Annotated in this window: 14 protein-coding genes; 11 read left to right on the top strand and 3 right to left on the bottom strand. The window is 68.0% G+C overall.

What is annotated here, in order from left to right; all coding sequences use genetic code 11:
- Window positions 1-35 precede the first annotated feature (35 nt).
- Together R3E10_03515 and R3E10_03510 are read right to left on the bottom strand one after the other, a co-directional pair.
- On the bottom strand, window positions 36-1,847 hold the full coding sequence (locus R3E10_03515) for a fumarate reductase/succinate dehydrogenase flavoprotein subunit (GenBank protein MEZ4414797.1): 1,812 nt from the start codon (window positions 1,845-1,847) through the stop codon (window positions 36-38).
- Window positions 1,847-2,650 (bottom strand): succinate dehydrogenase, encoded by an 804-nt coding sequence (locus tag R3E10_03510; protein ID MEZ4414796.1) that lies wholly within the window; start codon window positions 2,648-2,650, stop codon window positions 1,847-1,849. Before R3E10_03510 ends, R3E10_03515 begins: the two co-directional genes overlap by 1 nt.
- Window positions 2,651-2,745: 95 nt before the next feature.
- Here R3E10_03510 and R3E10_03505 point away from each other — a divergent pair, with 95 nt between their 5' ends.
- The 6 genes from R3E10_03505 (at window position 2,746) to R3E10_03480 (ending at window position 9,135) form a co-directional block, all read left to right on the top strand.
- Complete coding sequence (locus R3E10_03505) at window positions 2,746-3,411, top strand: methyltransferase domain-containing protein (GenBank protein ID MEZ4414795.1); 666 nt, start codon at window positions 2,746-2,748, stop codon at window positions 3,409-3,411.
- A gap of 187 nt (window positions 3,412-3,598) precedes the next feature.
- Entirely contained in the window at window positions 3,599-4,993 is a 1,395-nt protein-coding gene (locus R3E10_03500; protein MEZ4414794.1) for an MBL fold metallo-hydrolase, read from the top strand.
- 35 nt (window positions 4,994-5,028) lie between these two features.
- A complete protein-coding gene (locus tag R3E10_03495) occupies window positions 5,029-5,496 on the top strand; it encodes a cupin domain-containing protein (GenBank protein MEZ4414793.1) in 468 nt (155 codons plus the stop codon).
- Window positions 5,493-6,644: an aminotransferase class V-fold PLP-dependent enzyme gene (locus R3E10_03490; GenBank protein ID MEZ4414792.1), complete on the top strand. Its 1,152-nt coding sequence runs from the start codon at window positions 5,493-5,495 to the stop codon at window positions 6,642-6,644. Before R3E10_03495 ends, R3E10_03490 begins: the two co-directional genes overlap by 4 nt.
- Window positions 6,641-7,987, top strand: a complete 1,347-nt coding sequence (locus tag R3E10_03485) for a sodium-dependent transporter (protein MEZ4414791.1) — start codon at window positions 6,641-6,643, stop codon at window positions 7,985-7,987. The genes R3E10_03490 and R3E10_03485 overlap by 4 nt, the downstream gene beginning before the upstream one ends.
- A 50-nt stretch (window positions 7,988-8,037) precedes the next feature.
- Entirely contained in the window at window positions 8,038-9,135 is a 1,098-nt protein-coding gene (locus tag R3E10_03480; protein MEZ4414790.1) for a serine hydrolase, read from the top strand.
- Window positions 9,136-9,143: 8 nt separating this feature from the next.
- Here the strand turns inward: R3E10_03480 and R3E10_03475 are convergent, their stop codons facing one another.
- Complete coding sequence (locus R3E10_03475; GenBank protein ID MEZ4414789.1) at window positions 9,144-10,940, bottom strand: M1 family metallopeptidase; 1,797 nt, start codon at window positions 10,938-10,940, stop codon at window positions 9,144-9,146.
- A gap of 138 nt (window positions 10,941-11,078) precedes the next feature.
- Between R3E10_03475 and R3E10_03470 the strand changes: the two genes are divergently transcribed.
- The 5 genes from R3E10_03470 to R3E10_03450 all read left to right on the top strand — a co-directional run bounded on the left by R3E10_03470 (window position 11,079) and on the right by R3E10_03450 (window position 17,677).
- Window positions 11,079-12,725 (top strand): amidohydrolase family protein, encoded by a 1,647-nt coding sequence (locus tag R3E10_03470; protein MEZ4414788.1) that lies wholly within the window; start codon window positions 11,079-11,081, stop codon window positions 12,723-12,725.
- Between the two features lie 221 nt (window positions 12,726-12,946).
- Entirely contained in the window at window positions 12,947-13,606 is a 660-nt protein-coding gene (locus tag R3E10_03465) for a TetR/AcrR family transcriptional regulator (protein MEZ4414787.1), read from the top strand.
- Window positions 13,603-14,952: a TolC family protein gene (locus R3E10_03460; protein ID MEZ4414786.1), complete on the top strand. Its 1,350-nt coding sequence runs from the start codon at window positions 13,603-13,605 to the stop codon at window positions 14,950-14,952. The genes R3E10_03465 and R3E10_03460 overlap by 4 nt, the downstream gene beginning before the upstream one ends.
- An 18-nt stretch (window positions 14,953-14,970) precedes the next feature.
- Complete coding sequence (locus tag R3E10_03455) at window positions 14,971-16,077, top strand: HlyD family secretion protein (protein MEZ4414785.1); 1,107 nt, start codon at window positions 14,971-14,973, stop codon at window positions 16,075-16,077.
- A 13-nt stretch (window positions 16,078-16,090) separates the two neighbouring features.
- Window positions 16,091-17,677: a DHA2 family efflux MFS transporter permease subunit gene (locus R3E10_03450; GenBank protein ID MEZ4414784.1), complete on the top strand. Its 1,587-nt coding sequence runs from the start codon at window positions 16,091-16,093 to the stop codon at window positions 17,675-17,677.
- Window positions 17,678-17,770 lie beyond the last annotated feature (93 nt).

Here is a 17,770-nt window from a genome sequence, read left to right as displayed (position 1 = left end):
CCGCCGGTTGGATTGCGTGGTCGGCGCTGCGCCGATCAGCCCATGTCTTCGATGATGGTCTTCAGGTCTTCAGGCAGGGCTGGAATGGAACGCCGCTCGATCTCCATCCGCCCATCGGCGCCGCGCTTCAGCACCAGGTTCACACTGCCCCACGCCTTGTCCTTGCTCGGGTAGTCGTCCCGCGTGTGAGCTCCGCGACTCTCGGTACGCTCATGGGCGGCGCGGGCCACCATCTCGGAGACCGTCAAGAGGTTGTGCAGGTCGAGGGCCGTGTGCCAACCCGGGTTGTATTCCCGGTTTCCGAGAACGCCGACCCGCTCGGCCCGGGCTCGGAGCTGGGCGATCTGGTCGACGGCGGACGACAGCTCCTCGGCCGTGCGGATGATGCCGACCTGGTTCTGCATCAACTCTTGCAGCGCGTACTGGATCTCATATGGCCCGGTGCCGTTACCGGACCGCTCGAAGGGCTCGAGGGCGGCCGTGGCGCACGATTGTACGGCGCGGTCGTCCAGCGTCGCCGACCCCTGCGCGGCGGCGAAGTCAGCCGCGTGGCGGCCGGCCCGCTCTCCGAACACCAAGAGGTCGGACAGAGAATTGCCGCCGAGACGGTTGGCCCCGTGCAGGCCGGCAGCACACTCGCCGGCGGCGAAGAGGCCGGGGACCGTAGACATCTGCGTGTCGCCCTCGACGCGGATTCCGCCCATCACGTAGTGGGTGGTGGGGCCCACCTCCATGGGCTCTTCCGTGATGTCCAGGTCGGCCAGTTGCTTGAACTGGTGGTACATGCTGGGGAGCTTCTTGCGGATATGCTCGGCACCTCCCGACACCTGGCCCTTGATCCAGGCGATGTCCAGGAACGCTCCCCCGTGAGGGCTGCCGCGACCCTCACGCACCTCCCGCAGGATCATGCGGGCGACGTGGTCCCGGGTCAGGAGCTCGGGCGGACGACGGGCGTCGCGGTCCCCCTGGACATAGCGCCACCCCTCTTCCTCGTTGTCCGCCACCTGGTTGCGGTAGAGCTCCGGAATGTTCTCGAACATGAAGCGACGGCCTTCGGAGTTCTTCAGCACTCCGCCTTCGCCGCGAACCCCCTCCGTCACCAGGATGCCGCGAACGCTCGGCGGCCACACCATGCCGGTGGGGTGGAACTGCACGAACTCCATGTCCTGCAGCTCGGCTCCGGCGTCGTAGGCCAGCGTATGTCCGTCTCCGGTATACTCCCAGGAGTTCGACGTGATCTTGAAGGCTCGACCGATGCCTCCGGTGGCCATCACCACGGCGTTGGCCTGGAAGACGCGGAAACGGCCCAGTTCCCGATCGTAGCCGAACGCGCCCGCCACCCGGCTGCCATCCTTGATCAGGCGGGTGACGGTGCACTCCATGTGGAAGGAGATGCCCTGGTGGATCCCGTGGTCCTGGAGCGTGCGAATCATCTCCAGGCCCGTGCGATCCCCCACGTGCGCGAGTCGCGGGTAGGCGTGGCCTCCGAAGTTCCTCTGCAGGATGCGACCGTCGGCAGTGCGGTCGAAGAGCGCGCCCCAGGCTTCCAGCTCACGGACGCGGTCGGGCGCTTCCTGGGCGTGGAGTTGTGCCATACGCCAGTTGTTGATGTACTGACCACCGCGCATGGTGTCGGCGAAGTGGACGCGCCAGCTGTCGCGCTCGTCGACGTTGGCCATGGCTGCAGCCATGCCGCCCTCGGCCATCACCGTGTGCGCCTTGCCCAGCAGCGATTTGGAAACCACCCCGACGCGTGCGCCCGTGGCGGAAGCGGCGATGGCGGCACGGAGTCCGGCGCCTCCCGCCCCGATGACCAGGACATCGTATTGATGACGTTCCACGCCCATCAGAACAGCCTCCAGTCCGTCCAGATCCCCATCGCGCACAGCCGCACGTAGAGGTCGCTGAAGCCAACCCAGACGAGGCTGAGCCACGCGAACCGCATGTGCCGGGCGTTGAGGCAGGTGACGCACCGCCAGGCCTGGAACTGGGCCGGGCGGTCGGAGAAGCGGTTGAGGCGGCCTCCCACCAGATGGCGGAGGGAGTGGCAGCCCAGGGTGTAGGATCCCAGGAAGACGACATTGAGCGTAAGGACCAACGTGCCCACGCCGATGCCGAACTGGCTCCCGCCACTTGGAGCTTCGAACCACATCGCCATCCAGGCATCGTGTGCCAGGAAGAGCAGGAAGAGCAGCGCGAAGTAGAGGAAGTAGCGGTGAATGTTCTGCAGGATGAGTGGGAAATGCCGCTCACCCAGGTAGCTCTTGCGCGGCTCCCCGACCGCGCACGACGGAGGGTCCGCCCAGAAGGCCTTGTAGTAGGCGCCCCGGTAGTAATAGCAGGTGAGGCGGAAGCCCAACGGGAAGATCAGGATGATGAGGGCCGGCGAAAACGGGAGAAACCCAGGCCACCAAGCCGGCTTGGGTCCCAGAAGCGCGTGAGGGCTGCTCCCCCAGATCTCTGGCGAGTAGAACGGAGAGAGGTAGTTTCCGTACGTATAGTTGGCGTTCTGGAAGGCGGCCCAGGTCGCGTAGGCACCGAAGGCGGAGAGCCCGAGGAACACCGCGAGGGGCGTCACCCACCACGGATCGGTGCGCGATGTCTGGGCGAACCCCCGGCGAGGTTGAAGTTGCGTGACAGCGTGGGGCATTCCCTCTCCCTGACTTCCGTTGCGGCGGACGAGACGGGGCCGAAGATAGGCCGGCCGTGGGGGAGCGGCCAGCGGCCCTCATGGGGAGCACAACGGTGACCTGTGCGCATTGTCAGGGGGCCGGCCGTGTGTTCGGCCGGCGGGTCGCGGCCGCCGAGCTTCGTCGCTTCCGGAAGCGGGGCCTCAGGCCCACCAGCCGGGAGCTGGTCGAGGGGCTCGCGGGGATCGGAGTTCCGGGGCGCACCCTGCTGGACATCGGCGGTGGCGTGGGAGCCGTCCAGCTGGCGCTGTTCGAGCGGGGGTTGGCCGAGGCCACCAGCGTGGACGCCAGTGCGGGGTACGTCCAGGTGGCGCAAGACGCGGCCCTGGAGGCGGGGGTGGGCGACCGCGTGGAGTACCGCCGCGGCGACTTCGTGGATCTCGCCGGGGAGCTCGGGGACTTCGATCTGGTGAGCCTGGATCGTGTGGTGTGCTGCTACCCCGACCCCGAGCGATTGCTCAGTGCCTCGGCGGCTCGGACCCGCCGTAGGCTCGGCCTGGTCTGGCCCCTCGACCGGTGGTGGGTGCGCCTGGCATTGGGCTTCGTCAATCTCTATCTACGCGCCACCCGCAATCCGTTCCGCGTCTTCGTCCATCCGGACTCGGTCGTGGACGAGTCCGTTCGGAGTCGGGGCCTGGCTCGGGTCCATCACGCCCGACGGGGGCTCTGGCAGGTCGCCATCTATGCCCGCCCCGACCCCGAGGCGGCGCCCGTCGCCTAGGAACCTCGGGTACGGGCAAGGCCGAGTCCGGCGCTGTGCGGACAGCGGCTCTGGGGGCTCCGCCACCCGGGGGCAACGGCCGCCGTCCTCAACGGTTGTCGGCGTGGTCCTCGTTGGCCTATGGTAGCATCCGCCTCACGCCGGGGGGCGTCCGTTCACCGTAGCCGTTTCGGAGATCCGTGCGTCCATGAGACTGACCTTCTGGGGTGCTGCCCGCACCGTGACCGGCTCCATGCACCTGCTCGAGCTCGACGATGGGCGCCGGCTCCTCCTGGATTGCGGGCTCTACCAGGGCCGGCGAGCGGACGCCTTTCGCATCAACTCCGAGCTGCCCTTTCCAGCGTCCAGCATCGATGCCGTGGTCCTCTCCCATGCTCATATCGACCACTCCGGACTGCTGCCGCGCCTCTATCGCGACGGATTCAGGGGTCGGATCTGGGCCACGCACGCCACGTACGATCTGTGCGCTATCATGCTGCTCGATTCCGCGCACATCCAGGAGAAGGATGCGGAGTGGCTGCGCCGGCGCCGACGAGGCCGACGCTCGGAGGTCGAGCTGTTGTATTCGATGGCCGACGCCGAGCACGTGCTCGACCTCTTCGTGGCGGCGGGCTACCGCCAGATCTTCTCCCCCGTCCCCGGCGTGCGCGTCGAATTCCGCGACGCGGGACACATCCTGGGCTCCGCGACGGTGCACCTGCAGATCGACGAGCACGGCACCACCAAGCGACTGGGCTTCACGGGAGACGTGGGGCGGCCCGACCGCCCCATTCTCCGCGACCCCCAGACCATGGCGGATTGCGACTGGTTGATCTGCGAATCGACGTACGGAGGAAAGACACACGAGCCCAGGGACCGCGCTCAGGCTCGGCTCGAGAAGGTGGTCGCGGAGACCTCCAGCCGGGGAGGCCGCGTGCTGATTCCAGCCTTCGCGGTCGGGAGGACACAGGAGATCGTCCATGCGCTCGACCAGTTGTCGCGCCAGGGGCGCCTGCCGCGCATCCCGGTCTTCGTGGACTCCCCCCTGGCCGTCAGTGCTACGTCGGTCTATCAGCTTCATCCCGAGTGCTTCGACCGGGAGATGCACGAGTACCTTCGCACGGATCCGGACCCGTTCGGCTTCGAACAGCTCACCTACATCCGCGATGCGGCAGACTCCAAGAAGTTGAACGAGTCACGCATTCCGATGGTGATCATCTCCGCGTCCGGCATGTGCGAGGCGGGGCGCATCCTTCACCATCTGAAGAATGGAATCGAGGACCCGCGCAACACCATCATGATCGTCGGGTTCTGTGCCGAGCACACGCTCGGGCGTCGCATCGTGGAGCGCAGCCCGGAGGTGCGGATCTTCGGCGAGCCCTATGCGCTGCGTGCACAGGTGGAGGTGATGAACAGCTACTCCGCGCACGCCGACGAGCCCGAGCTCGTGGAGTTCCTCGCCCCCCTGGATCGGGAGCGGCTACAACGGGTGTTCCTCGTGCATGGGGACTTCGAGCGACAGCAGGCGCTGAAGACCCGTTTGACCGCCGAAGGGTATGCGGACGTGCAGATCCCGGAGCGTGGGGAGTCGGTGACCCTTTGAACGCCTGACACCATCGTTCAACACGAGGAGGCGCCATGGACGAGCAGGGGCGGCCGCGCTTGGTGCGGAACCGCGAAGCGGAGCAGGGGGAGCGCGCACCGGTGGAGAACCTGGACGGAATCCAGGTCATCCGGGGCGGCGGCGGCAGTCGCGCCTGGAACGGCATCCGCTACCGAACCGGGATGTTCGCGGGAAACGTGGGCGCCGGTGCACTCTCGATGAACGTGGCCACGATTCCGCCGGGCGCCGTGGCGGGTGCCCATATCCACGTGGACTTCGAGGTGATGCTGTACATCCTGCAGGGGAGCGTGCGACACGACTACGGGCCCGGGCTCTCGCGGTCGGTGGTGAACGAGGCCGGCGACTTCATCTACATCGAGGCGGGCGTCCCGCACGAGGTCCACAACCTGAGCGAGACCGAGCCAGTGGTGGCGGTGGTAGCCCGCTCCGACGCCAGCGAGTGGGAGAACATCGCCCCCTACGATCCCCGTCAGGACGGGTGATCTCGTTGCCCGAGCCGCCCTACGCGCTCGAACCGCTGCGCGCCCAGGTACCGCTGCTGGACCGATTCACGCCCATGAACCACTGTTCACAGGCGCCCCAGTCTCTCCGGACGCGGGCAGCGGGGCTCGCCTATCTGGATGGATGGGATGAGCGCGGCATGGATTGGGATGCCTGGATGGCGGAGGTGGAGGCCGCGCGGACGGCCTTCGCTCGCCTGGTGGGGGCGGCTCCTGGAGACGTGGCGGTGGGGAGCTCGGTCTCACAGCTGGTCAGTAGCCTCGCGACTGCTCTCCCCTTCACGGGCCCCCGTACTCGCGTGCTCGCCAGCACCGGCGAGTTCCCGACGGTCACGCACGCGTGGAAAGCTCAAGCGCGTCGCGGGGCTGTCGTCGAGCTGGTGTCCACCCGGGCCGGGACGGTCGACGTCGGCGAGTTCGTCGAGCGCCTCGACGAGCGTGTCCAGGTGGTCTCCATCTCGCACGGACTCTACGAATCCGGGTTCGTGATGGACGTGGAGGCGATCCAGGCCGCCGCCGCGCGTGTCGGGGCGCTGACCGTGGTGGACGCCTACCAGACGCTCGGTACCCGACCCGTCGACGTCCATGCGCTGGGCGTCGACGTCCTGGTGGGCGGCTGTCTCAAGTACCTCATGGGCGTACCGGGTCTGGCGTTCATGTACGTGCGCCCCGAGGTGGCCATCGGGTTGCAGCCAGGCATCACGGGTTGGTTCGGGCGCTCCCACCCCTTCGCTTTCGACAGCACGCTGGATTGGGCGGAGGGCGCCCGACGCTTCGAGCTCGGGACACCCCCCATCTTCGAAGCCCATGTATGCCGGGCGGGCATCGAGTGGATCTCGGAGGTCGGGCCTGCGGCCATCTACACCTGGACCTCGGTGCTGTCGGACGCGCTCATCGAGGGCGGACGGGCTCAGGGCCTGAAGCTGCACGGTACGGGTCAGAGTCGGGACAAGTCACCGAGCACTGCCTTCCGAGTGAACGATGCAGCAGCGTTGGAGCAGGCACTACGGGGGCGGGGCGTCCTGGCGTCCGCCCGGGGGCCCGTCTTGCGCTTGGCACCCCACTTCTACTCTACGCTGGAGGACGTGGAGCGCTCGTTGATCGCACTACAGGGCGTGCGCCCGAGGTGAGCATCGAAGAGGGAGCGGCCCGCGCTCGCTTCGCGACGTCCCTCGGCACGATGCTCACGATGATCGGCGTGGCGGTGGGACTGGGCAACGTCTGGCGGTTTCCCTACATGGTGGGGCGGTTCGGAGGCGCCGCCTTCGTGGTCGTGTACCTGCTGCTGGTCGCCCTGATCGGCGTGCCCGCCCTGTTGGCGGAGTGGACGCTGGGCCGCAACACCCGTCGCGGAACGGTCGGGGCCTTCGAGCGAGCGGGGTTACCGGGGGGACGCGCGCTCGGGTGGGCCTTCTTTTTCGTCGTGGCCGCAGCCACGGCGTACTACACGAACGTGGTCGGGTGGGTGGGTTTCTACGCCCTCAGCGAAGTGGCTCGACTGCTGGGGGCGACGCTGGAGGCCGCGCGTGTGCTTCCCTCGGAATCGACGCCCGTGCTGGGGTCCGTGCTTCGCCAGGTGCTGTGCACAGGCATCGTCGTGCTGTCCTGCGCGGTCGTGCTGAGGCGGGGCGTGGCGGCGGGCACCGAACGCGTCAGCCGTTGGGTGATGCCGCTGGTGTTCGGCATCCTGCTGGTGCTGGTCCTGCGCAGCGTCACGTTGCCCGGGTCGAAGGCGGGCCTGCTTTGGTATCTGGGCCACTTCGAGTGGGCGGCCCTCACACCAGCGGTGGTGCTGGCGGCTCTGGGACAAGCCGTGTTCTCGCTCTCGCTCGGGGGCACGTTCATGGTGGTCTACGGATCGTACCTCGGTGAGGAGCAGCCGCTGGTGGGCAGCGCACTGATCACGGCGCTGGGCGACGCCGGGGCCGGTCTCCTGGCGGGCCTGGCGATCTTTCCAGCGCTCTTCGCCCTGGGCGGGGAGCCGGGCAGCGGGCCCGGCCTCGTCTTCGTCACACTCCCGCAGGTCTTCGAGGCGATGCCCTGGGGAGCGCTGTTCGGACTGCTCTTCTTCCTGGGTCTTGCAGGGGCTGCCTTCCTTTCGGACGTGGCCGCCTTCGAAGTGCTTGTCGCCGGCCTGACAGACAATACCCGCCTGACGCGTACGCAGGCCGTGTGGTCGGTGGTGCTGCTGGTCTCGATCCTGGCGCTGCCGCCCATGCTCAGCATGCGGATCTTCGCCCCGTGGGATCTGGTGTTCGGATCCGGCATGCAGACGCTGGGTCTGCTGCTGGCCGTCTTGACCGTGGGGTGGTGCCTGGATCGAGGTCGGGCGCTGCAGAGCATGGTGGGAACGGAGACGGGGCTGGCGGCGCGGCTCCTCTGGTGGTGGGTACGCTTCCTCATTCCGGCCGCTGTGGTGGCGGTGGGAGTGTGGTGGGTCTGGACGGAGGTGCTGCGCCGCGGCGGTTGGTAGTGCTGGGCCCGCTCGCTCGTTGAGGGAGTGGACCGAACGCCGGAGGGGGGATGGGAATGGGAGTGGAGGTGGGGAAGCGACGTTGGGCGCTGCTGCTCTTCATCGGGTTGGCCGCTTGCTCGGAGCCGAGTGGACCCTCGGCGCTCGAGGGTGGCATGCTGTCGGAACCGTGGCCCGTGGGCTCCGCGGCGGCGCACGGGTTCGATGCGGTGGGGTTGGAGGCGGCTCTCGCCGCAGGGCAGGGGATCGCGCGTTTGCAGAGCCTCCTTGTCGTGCGCCACGGCGTGATCGTCGCCGAACGGTACTACCGCGGCGGAGCGCGCGACGTGCGCGCGGACGTGCGGTCGGTGACCAAGAGCATCGTCTCGACCTTGGTGGGTATCGCGTTGGCCAGGGGGGATCTGCCCAGCCTCGACCTGACCCTCGGACAGGTGATGCCCGCCGAGCTCGAGGGCCGCGAGCCCGAGAAGGCGGGGATCACCATCCGCGATCTTCTCACCATGAGCTCCGGCTTCCAGTGGCACGAAGTCGGGGCCGACGGCTATTCGGATTGGATCACGTCGGGGCGACCGGTCGAGTATCTGCTCGATCAGCCGCTGGTGGCGGAGCCGGGGGCGGAGTTCGAATACAACTCCGCCGCGGTGCACGTGCTCGGCGTCGTGCTCGAGCGGGTGCTGGGTCGCGACCTGGACAGCTATGCTCGCGAGGTTCTCTTCACGCCCCTGGGCATCACTGCAGCGGTGTGGGAGCCCTTCGCGGACGGTACGGTGAACGGAGGTTCAGGATTGGACCTCCTCCCCAGAGATGTCGCGAAGGTCGCGCAGCTTGCCCTGCAGAACGGGTGGACGGGCACCGAGCAGCTCACCGAGCCGGCCTGGTTCCAGGAAGCGAGTGCACCCCACTTCGCCTGGCGTGCGCGGGTCGCCTCCATGCCGTCCGTCAGCTACGGCTACCTCTGGTGGGTGAGCGACACGCCCGGCGCCTTCTTCGCCTGGGGCTACGGCGGCCAGTTCGCCTATGTGGTCCCGGGCCGCGACCTCGTCGTGGTGGCCACCAGCGAGTGGCGCGCGGCTGGAGCAGCCCCCTCCGAGGTGGAGCGAGCCGTCCTGGACCTCATCGTGCAGAAGGTCGTGCCGACCGCGCGCTGAGCTCAGCGTTACCGTTCGCTTGGTTGCCAGACGTTGTTGCTGCGGTCCGTATCGAGGATCTTGCGGTCGGGATCGAGCTCGATCCGCATCGGCCGCTCCTCCGTCTCCACAGTGAGCGTCTGCGCGGCTTCACGGCCGCTGACCTGGAATTGGCGACCCCCCACTTGCACCGTGAGTGGCATCCAGGCATTCCCAGAGCGGGTGATCTGCACCGTCGTGCGCCAACCGCCCGCGCTGCTCTCAGACGAGGCGTTGGCGATGGCGTAGTCCAAGGTCGCCGCCGAGTTGATCCATTGGTCGAAGAACCACGCCAGCTCCCGCCCCGACACCCACTCCATCGCGCTGCGCAGGTCCGCTTGCGTGACATGCTGGAGGGCGCTGCGCGCGAAATACGCCCGTAGACCCCTCAGAAAGACGTCCTCTCCCAGTTCCTCCCGCAACATGTACAGGACCGCGGAGGGCTTCGTGTAGGTGAGCAGGCTGTAGGTGCGGAAGTCGGGGAAATCCTCGGAGCGCCCGTCGATCGCATGCGAGAGGGGCAGGGCCCCCACCTGGTCTACGAGTCGATTCCAGACGGCACCCCGGTCGGCCCCTCCGCGGCGCTCCGCATACCAGCTCGTGATGAACGACGCCATTCCCTCGTCCATCCAGCCTTCGCGCCATTCGTTGTTGGCCAGGACGCCGTGGGCGTATTGATGGGCGCTCTCGTGCAGGATCAGACCCTGCCCGGCGTCGCCGTCCATGATCATCATGGGGAACTCGGTGCCGCCGCCCTCCAGGCGGTGCACGTTGGTGAGCTGCGGCCACGGGTAGGGTCCGAAGACTTCGTTCAGGAACGAAAGCGCGCGGGCCGTCCGCTCCACGGCCACACCCGCGCCCCAGTCCGCCTCGTCGCCCGGTTGGTAGAGCACGTGGATCGCGATGTCGCCCCAGCGACCGGCCTCGTAGCGGTACTCGGGGTTGGCGGTCCAGGCGAAGTGGTGCACGCGCTCGGCCCGAAAGCGGACCTGCTTGCGGTCGGAGGTCGGCGTGGCCGCGAGGTGGCCCAACCGCGTCGGGGTGGCCTCCCCGTAGGCGTCGCGCTGGAACGGTGCCTCGCTCGAGGGACTGCCCGCTGCCGGGCGCCAACCAGGGTCGCCCTCGACGACCACGCCGGTGCCTCCGAGGACCTGATCGGCTGCGACCTCCAGAGTGACGTCGTAGTCAGCGAACTCCCCGTAGAACTCGCCCTGCGGAAACAGGGTGTGCGCTTGCCACCCGCCGCGGTCGTACGTCGCGATCCGGGGATACCACTGGGCGAAGTCGTAGTGTCGCCCCTTGCGACATTGCCTGCGGCAGAGCGTGGACAAGCGTCCGTCCCACTCGATGCGCACGACGACGCTCTGCCCCGGCGCCAGTGGCGTGGCGAGCGGCACGCGCATCACCACGGAATCGGGTGCACCCGGGTACTCGGGCGGCACGGGACGGCCGCCCACCGTGAGGGACCGCACGCGTTCGAACCCGTAGTCGGGGTCCTGAAGGTGCTGAAAGTCGTATTCGGCGCGTTGTTCCACCTGGGCCCAGCGGCTCCCGGGTCGAAACGCGTTCAAGTACTGGTGGAAGTAGAGCTCGTTCAGGGTCTGGGGAGACCGATTGGTGTACTCCACCTCGGCTGCGCCGCTCAACACGCCGGACCCTTCGTCCAGCGTCGCTTCGATGGTGTAGCGGACGTCCTGTTGCCAGTAGGCATCCTGACCCGCGAGGGGAGCGCCCCCTCCCAGAGAGGCGAGGAGCAACAGGGGTCGGACGGCGTGGCGACCAGGCATGTGGGCAGCTCTCTGCAAGGGAATCGCGACCGAGCATGCGTACGGCCGGGCGGGCCGCCTGGTTCCCTGGGCGCGCCTCGCGGAGGGGCAGCCGGCGACCTATCTTCGGCCGCGATTTCCCCATCCTGGAGGAGGACCATGAGCGACCGCACCGTCACTCGGGCGGCGATTCGTCTGCTGGCGGCCGGCCTGATGATGCTCGGCACGGCCCTGGGCGCGCTGGCTCAGATGGCGCCCACCACGCTTCGCCGTCCCGACGAGGGGGACGGGCCCCATGAGCGCCTGATCATCCGCGGCGCCACCGTGATCGACGGAACGGGGGCTCCGCCGCGCGGACCCATGGACATCGTCATCGAGGGTGACCGCATCGTTGAGGTCCGTTCGGTGGGCTTCCCCGGCGTGGAGATCCGGGACCGCAGCCGGCCCCAGAACGCCACTCGGGAGATCGACGGCACGGGGATGTTCGTGATGCCCGGGCTGGTCGACATGCACGCGCATACCGGCGGGGCCGGCAAGGCGCCGCAGGCCGAGTATGTCTACAAGCTGTGGATGGGGAACGGGATCACGACTTCGCGTGGCGTTCCCCACGGCGAGTTCGAATGGCAGCTGCGGGAAAAAGCCGCTGCGGCGCGCAACGAGATCGTGGCACCGCGGATGTTCGCGTATGTGCGACCGGGGTCGGGTGAGGGATGGGGGGGGCGACCCATCGACACGCCGCAAGCCGCACGGGAATGGGTGCGCTGGGCGGCAGCCCAGGAGATCGAGGGCCAGCACATCGACGGGCTCAAGCTGGGCGCGTTCGACCCGGACATCATGGAAGCGCTCATCGACGAGGCGCACCAGCACCAGCTCGAGACCGTGGCCCACCTGGACCAGATGGGGATCGCCCGCATGACTGCCTTGGATGCGGCGGAGCTGGGTCTCGACATGATGACCCACTATTACGGGCTGATGGAGTCGATGCTGAAGGGCTATTCCATCCAGGACTGGCCGCTCGACTACAACTACAACGATGAGCAGCACCGGTTCGGGAACGTGGCTCGGCTCTGGTATCAGGCTGCGGAGCCGGGCAGCGAGCAGTGGAACGCGCTCATCCAGAAGTTCCTCGATCTGGATTTTGCCCTCGATCCCACCATGACGATCTACGAGGCCAGTCGGGACGTCATGCGGGCCCGAGAGGCGGAATGGCACGACGAGTACACGCTGCCGTCCCAGATGGAGTACTACGAGCCCAGCCGCGAGGCGCACGGGTCGTACTGGTTCTACTGGACCAGCGAAGACGAATACCACTGGAAGAAGTTCTACGAGAAGTGGATGCACTTCCTCAACGACTACAAGAACGCCGGCGGGATCGTGACGACCGGCTCCGACTCCGGCTTCATCTACAAGCTGTACGGATTCGACTACCTGCGGGAGCTGGAGCTGCTGCGGGAGGCGGGGTTCCACCCCATCGAGGTTCTCCGTTCGGCGACCATGTATGGTGCGCAACAGCTCTACAAGTACTCCGACACGGCGCCCGACTTCGGCATCATCCGCCCCGGCATGAAGGCGGATCTGATCATGGTCGAGGAGAACCCCCTCGAGAATCTGAAAGTCCTCTACGGGACGGGTGCTGTGAAGCTGAACGACGAGACGGGGGAAGTGGAGCGTATCGGCGGGATCAAGTACACGATCAAAGACGGCATCGTCTACGATGCCAAGAAGCTATTGGAGGACGTCCGCGAGATGGTGCGTAGGGCGAAGGCCGAGGTCGCCGTCTCCGACGGAAACCAGTCGGCAAACTGAAGCTGAGCTAGGACCCTCGGCGCCCGGGCGCCGGGGTCGAGGGGCGCGTCCGAGGTGGAGGGCGCGGAGGCGGCACAGGCTGCTTCCGCGCCTTCTTCTTGGGAGGGCGCTTCAACGTTCCTGTTCGCGAGGGGCCGGAGTCGCACACAGCGGTTGACCGCGGTTCCATGGGCAATAAATTACCGACCGGTCAGTCATATATCAACAGACAGGGCAGAGGCATGAAGAGGCGGACCGCGCCGCGCTGGCGGAGACGACCCGACGACCGTCCCGACGAGATCCTCGCGGCGGCGCTCGAGGTGTTCGTGGAGCAGGGGCTGGCAGGCGCTCGCGTGGACGAGATCGCTCAGCGGGCCGGGATCTCCAAGGGAACGCTCTACCTCTACTTCTCCGGGAAGGAAGAGCTGTTCAAGGAGGCGATCCGCGCCCGGGCTCGTGCGACCCTGGAGGCGCTCGAGACGGTCTCAGGGGGCGGCGATCCCTGGAATCGCCTGAGCCGCTTCGTCGACGCCTACTGGGCGCGCCTGCGCCGTCCCGCCTTTGCGGGTTTGTATCGGCTCGTCCTGGCGGAGTTGCACCAGTTCCCCGAGCTGACCCGCTTCTGGGCCGACGAGGTCTCCGGCCGCGTGATCGAGCGCATCGCGCCACTCCTGCGCGAGGGGATCCAGGCGGGCGTCTTCAGGGACATCGACCCGGAGGTCTCCGGGCGGATGATCGTGGGGTTGCTGGCCCAGCATGCCGTCTGGGCCAGTCGGCCCGAGTTGTTCCCCCACGTGAGCGGGCGGAGCGACACCGAGCTGGTGCGCGAGATCAAGGACTTCCTTTCGGCTGCACTCGCTTCGTCCGGAGAGGCCTCACGGATGGTGGAGGCGGAGCGATGAGGCGGATCCCCAAGGGTGGGCCGATCGCGGCTCTTCTGCTGACCCTCCTGCCCTCGGTGGTGTGCGCGCAAGCGACGACCGTGCACCGGCTGAGCCTCGGGGACGCGGCTCGTCGAGCCGCAGCGGAGAGCGCACCCGTGCTGGAGGCGCGCGCACGCATCGAGGCGGCACAGGCCCGGGTGAGCCAGCGGACGGGAGCCCTGCTCCCTCGCATCGATGCCGACGTGACCCGGGGCGCGCGCACGTTCAACACGGCCTCCTTCGGGTTGGAGTTTCCCACCGCGCCGGGAACCGAGCCCTTCTTCGATCCTCGTGGCGAGGTGGTGGGGCCGGTACGGAGCGCCGACGTGCGCACCCGTGCCGAGATTCCTGTCGTGGATCCCGGTGCGCTGGGGCGCCGACGGAGTGCGCAGGCGGGTGTCGAGGCGGCTCGCGCCGATGCGCGGGCCCGCGCAGATGCCGCTGCCGCGACGGCGGCGCGCGCCTACGTGGCCGCGTTGCGCGCTACCGCCGAGGTGGAGGCGCGTGAGGAGGATCTCTCGCTCGCTCACGAGCTGCTCGAGATCGCGCGCGGTCAGTTCGATGCCGGTGTGGGGGTGGCCATCGACGTGACGCGGGCCGAGTCCCAGGTGGCCACGATCCAGGCTCAACTCCTCGCTGCCCGGCACCGCGTGGAGGCATCCCAGTCCGCGTTGCGATACGTGCTGCGCCTTCCCGATGAAGAGCGCATCGAGTTGACCGATGCCCTCGAGGAGCAACAGACGCGGGTGCCGGACGAAGGTGCGGTGGTCGCGGAGGCGCTGGAACGGCGTTCCGATCTCGGCGCGGTACGGGCGGCCTCGACCGTCGCTCAGGCGACCGTGGCCGCGGAGCGGGCGACCCGGCTCCCGCGGGTCAGCGTCGCAGTCGATGAAGGAGTCTACGGGCGGGGGTTCGAGCGCATGCTCAACACCTACTCCTGGGGCCTTCGCGTCACTGTACCGCTTTTCGACGGGCTGCAGCGGTCGGCGCGGGTCCGCGAAGGGGAGGCCATCCGCCGGGAGATGGACCTCCGCGCCGAAGACCTCGAGGCGCAGGTGCGCTTCCAGGTGCGCGACGCGCTCCTGGCTGTGCAGTCCGCGGAGGAGCAGGTGCGTGCGTTGCAGGAACGCCTGCGTCTGGCCCGCCTCGAGGTGGATCAGGAGGAAGAGCGCGTGCGAGCGGGCGTGGCAGGGACCGGGGACGTTGTGCGTGCCGCGATGCGCTTGAACGATGCACGAACCGCGTATCTGGACGTGCTGTCGGCCCTGCACAACGCACGCATCGGATTGGCGGCGGCGACGGGGACGGTCACCGAGCTCCCCTGAGCACCCGGAACTACGAGCATGAACGACGGAGAGGAGTCCGTGGGCGAAGTCATGAGCATGGAGCAGGAAGGGATCGGACGAACCGCCGGGCGCAAGCGGATCGGACTGGCTGTCTTGAGCGCGTTGGTCGTGGTGGGTGCGGTCTGGGGTGGAGCGCGCGTGCGGTACGCGCGCGCCCACATCTCGACGGAGAACGCGCAGGTCGACGGACAGATCGTGCCGGTGCTGGCGAAGGTCGGTGGATACGTGCAGCTGGTCTCCGTGTCGGAGAACCAACCCGTCGAGCGCGGAGCGGCCGTGGTGGTACTCGACGACCGTGAGTTGCGCGTCCGGCTCAGCGAGGCGGAGGCGGATCTGGCCGGCGCTCGCGCTGCCGCAGGCTTCGAGGGCGTGGCGGGTCAGGCGGAGGCGGATGCGTCGGCGAGCCACGCGCGACGGCTGGCCCTGGAAGCACGGTTGGCTTCGGCGCGCACGGTGCACGATCGCTTGACGAAGGATCTGGCTCGGGTGCAGGAGCTCGCCGGGAAGCGTATCGCTTCCCGGCAGCAGCTGGACGCCGCCGAGGCGGCCGTGGAGTCGGCCGCGGCCGAAGTGACCGCTTTGGAGCAGGACGTGCTGGCGGCGCGCGCGGCGGAGTCGTCGGCGGGGGCTTCCTCACGTGCCGCCGATGCGCGGTTGGCGCGGGCGGAGGCCGCGCTCGCCCGCGCTCGCCTGGAGCTGTCCTACGCCGAGGTGACGGCGCCGGCGTCGGGCATCGTGTCCCGCACCCAGGTCGAGGTCGGACAGCTCGTACAGCCTGGACAGCCGTTGGCGGCGGTCGTCGGCGACTCCGCGGTCTGGGTGACCGCCAACCTGAAGGAGACCGAGACCGCCCGCGTTCGCGCGGGACAGCCCGTGCAGATCGACGTCGACGCCTATCCGGGCTGCGAGGTGGTCGGCGTCGTGGAGAGCATGAGTCCAGCGACAGGATCGAAGTTCGCGCTCCTCCCACCTGACAACGCGACGGGGAACTTCACCAAGGTCGTGCAGCGGCTGCCGGTGCGCATCGCGGTTCGGGAAGGGTGCGGTGAGCAGCGTCCGCTGCGCCCCGGCATGTCCGTGGTCGCCCACATCGACGTGCGCTGAAGGCGGGACTCCGATGAGTGCAGTGGAGCGCGTCGAAACCCTGGAGGAGCGCGTCTATCGACATCGCTACATCATTGCCGCGGCAGTCGCGCTCGCGTCGATGATGCAGGTGATCGATACCTCGATCGTCAACGTCGCCATCCCTCACATGATGGGGAATCTGGGGGCCACTGTCGAAGAGGTATCCTGGGTTTCTACCGGATACATCATCGCTGCGGCCATCGTCATTCCGTTGACCGGGTGGCTGGCCGGTTTCTTCGGACGCAAGCGCTACTTCGTCGGCTCCATCATTCTGTTCACCGTGGCTTCGCTCCTGTGCGGCCTCTCGGCCAGCCTCGAACAGCTGGTCTTCTGGCGCATCGTCCAGGGAGTCGGGGGTGGGGCACTGATCTCCACGTCGCAGGCCATCCTGTGGGAGTCGTTTCCTCGTGAAGAGGTCGGCACAGGCATGGCCTTCTTCGGGATCGGCGTGATGGTGGGACCCACGCTGGGGCCGACCCTGGGGGGGTGGCTCACCGACAACTACTCCTGGCCCTGGATCTTCTTCATCAACGTACCGGTGGGGGCGCTGGCGGTCGCCATGATCATGGCGTACGTGCACGACAATCCCGAGCAGAAGCGGTCCCGCCGGGTGGACGGCATGGGAATCGCCCTGCTGGCCATCGCGGTGGGGTCCGTCCAGCTCATGCTGGAGCGGGGAGAGCGCCTGGACTGGTTCGACGCGCCGCTGGTGGTTGGCTTGGCCGCGCTGACCCTCGTCTCCGGCGTCGGGCTGGTGGTTCACGAGCTGAGGGTCAAAGAACCCGTGGTGAACCTACGCCTGTTGGCCCAGCCGCAGTTCACGGCTGGTTCCTTGATGGGGATCGTCCTGGGTGCCGGGCTCTTCGGTTCGGTGTTCATCCTTCCCATCTTCCTGCAGGGCATGCTGCACATGACGGCGTGGCAGACGGGGCTGATCATTCTCCCGGGTGCCTTGGCCACCGCCGTGTCGATGGGGTTCGTCGGGCGCTTGAGCGCCACGGTCGACAACCGCCTGCTCATCCTGGTGGGGTCGCTGTTCTTTGGGGTGGGAATGCTGCAACTCACCCGCATCACGGCCCTGACCGGGGCCAACGATCTCTTCTGGCCGTTGATCTGGAGGGGCTTGGGATTGGGGCTGATCTTCGTGCCGCTGACCAACCTGACGCTGTTGGAGATCCGGCCGGCGGACCTGGCCCAGGCCACCGGGCTCAACAACTTCTTTCGGCAATTGGGGGGCTCCTTCAGCATCGCAGCCATGGCGTCGCTGCTTACGCGCTTCATCAGTCAGGAGCACCAGATCCTCGGCGCGCAGTTGTCGGCCTTCTCGCCGCAGGCCCGCGAGCAACTGGGGGTTCTCACGCGTGGGTTCATGGCGCGGGGCCTGGATGCCACCAGCGCCGCTACGGCGGCGCTGCGAGCGATGGACGGTCGCGTGCAGCTGCAGGCCAGCGTGCTGGCGTTCGCGAAGATCTACCTGCTCAGCGGTGCGCTGTTGGTGGGCTCGCTACCGTTGCTGTTGCTGTTCCGGCAGGGAAGACCCGCCCCTCGCGGCGGCCGGCCCGCCGTCCACGCGGAGTGAACGCCGACCGTCCGCGTGTGTGCGCTGTAGAGAACGAAGAACGCGGCCCGACCGGAGTCGGCCCGCGTTCTTGGGACCTGCGTCGGGGCACCC

It is taken from the genome of Gemmatimonadota bacterium, from assembly GCA_041390105.1.
Taxonomy (GTDB): domain Bacteria; phylum Gemmatimonadota; class Gemmatimonadetes; order Longimicrobiales; family Gaopeijiaceae; genus JAGQIF01.
The sequence above is the reverse complement of the archived record's forward strand: the minus strand, read 5'-3'. Positions and strand labels throughout refer to the sequence as shown.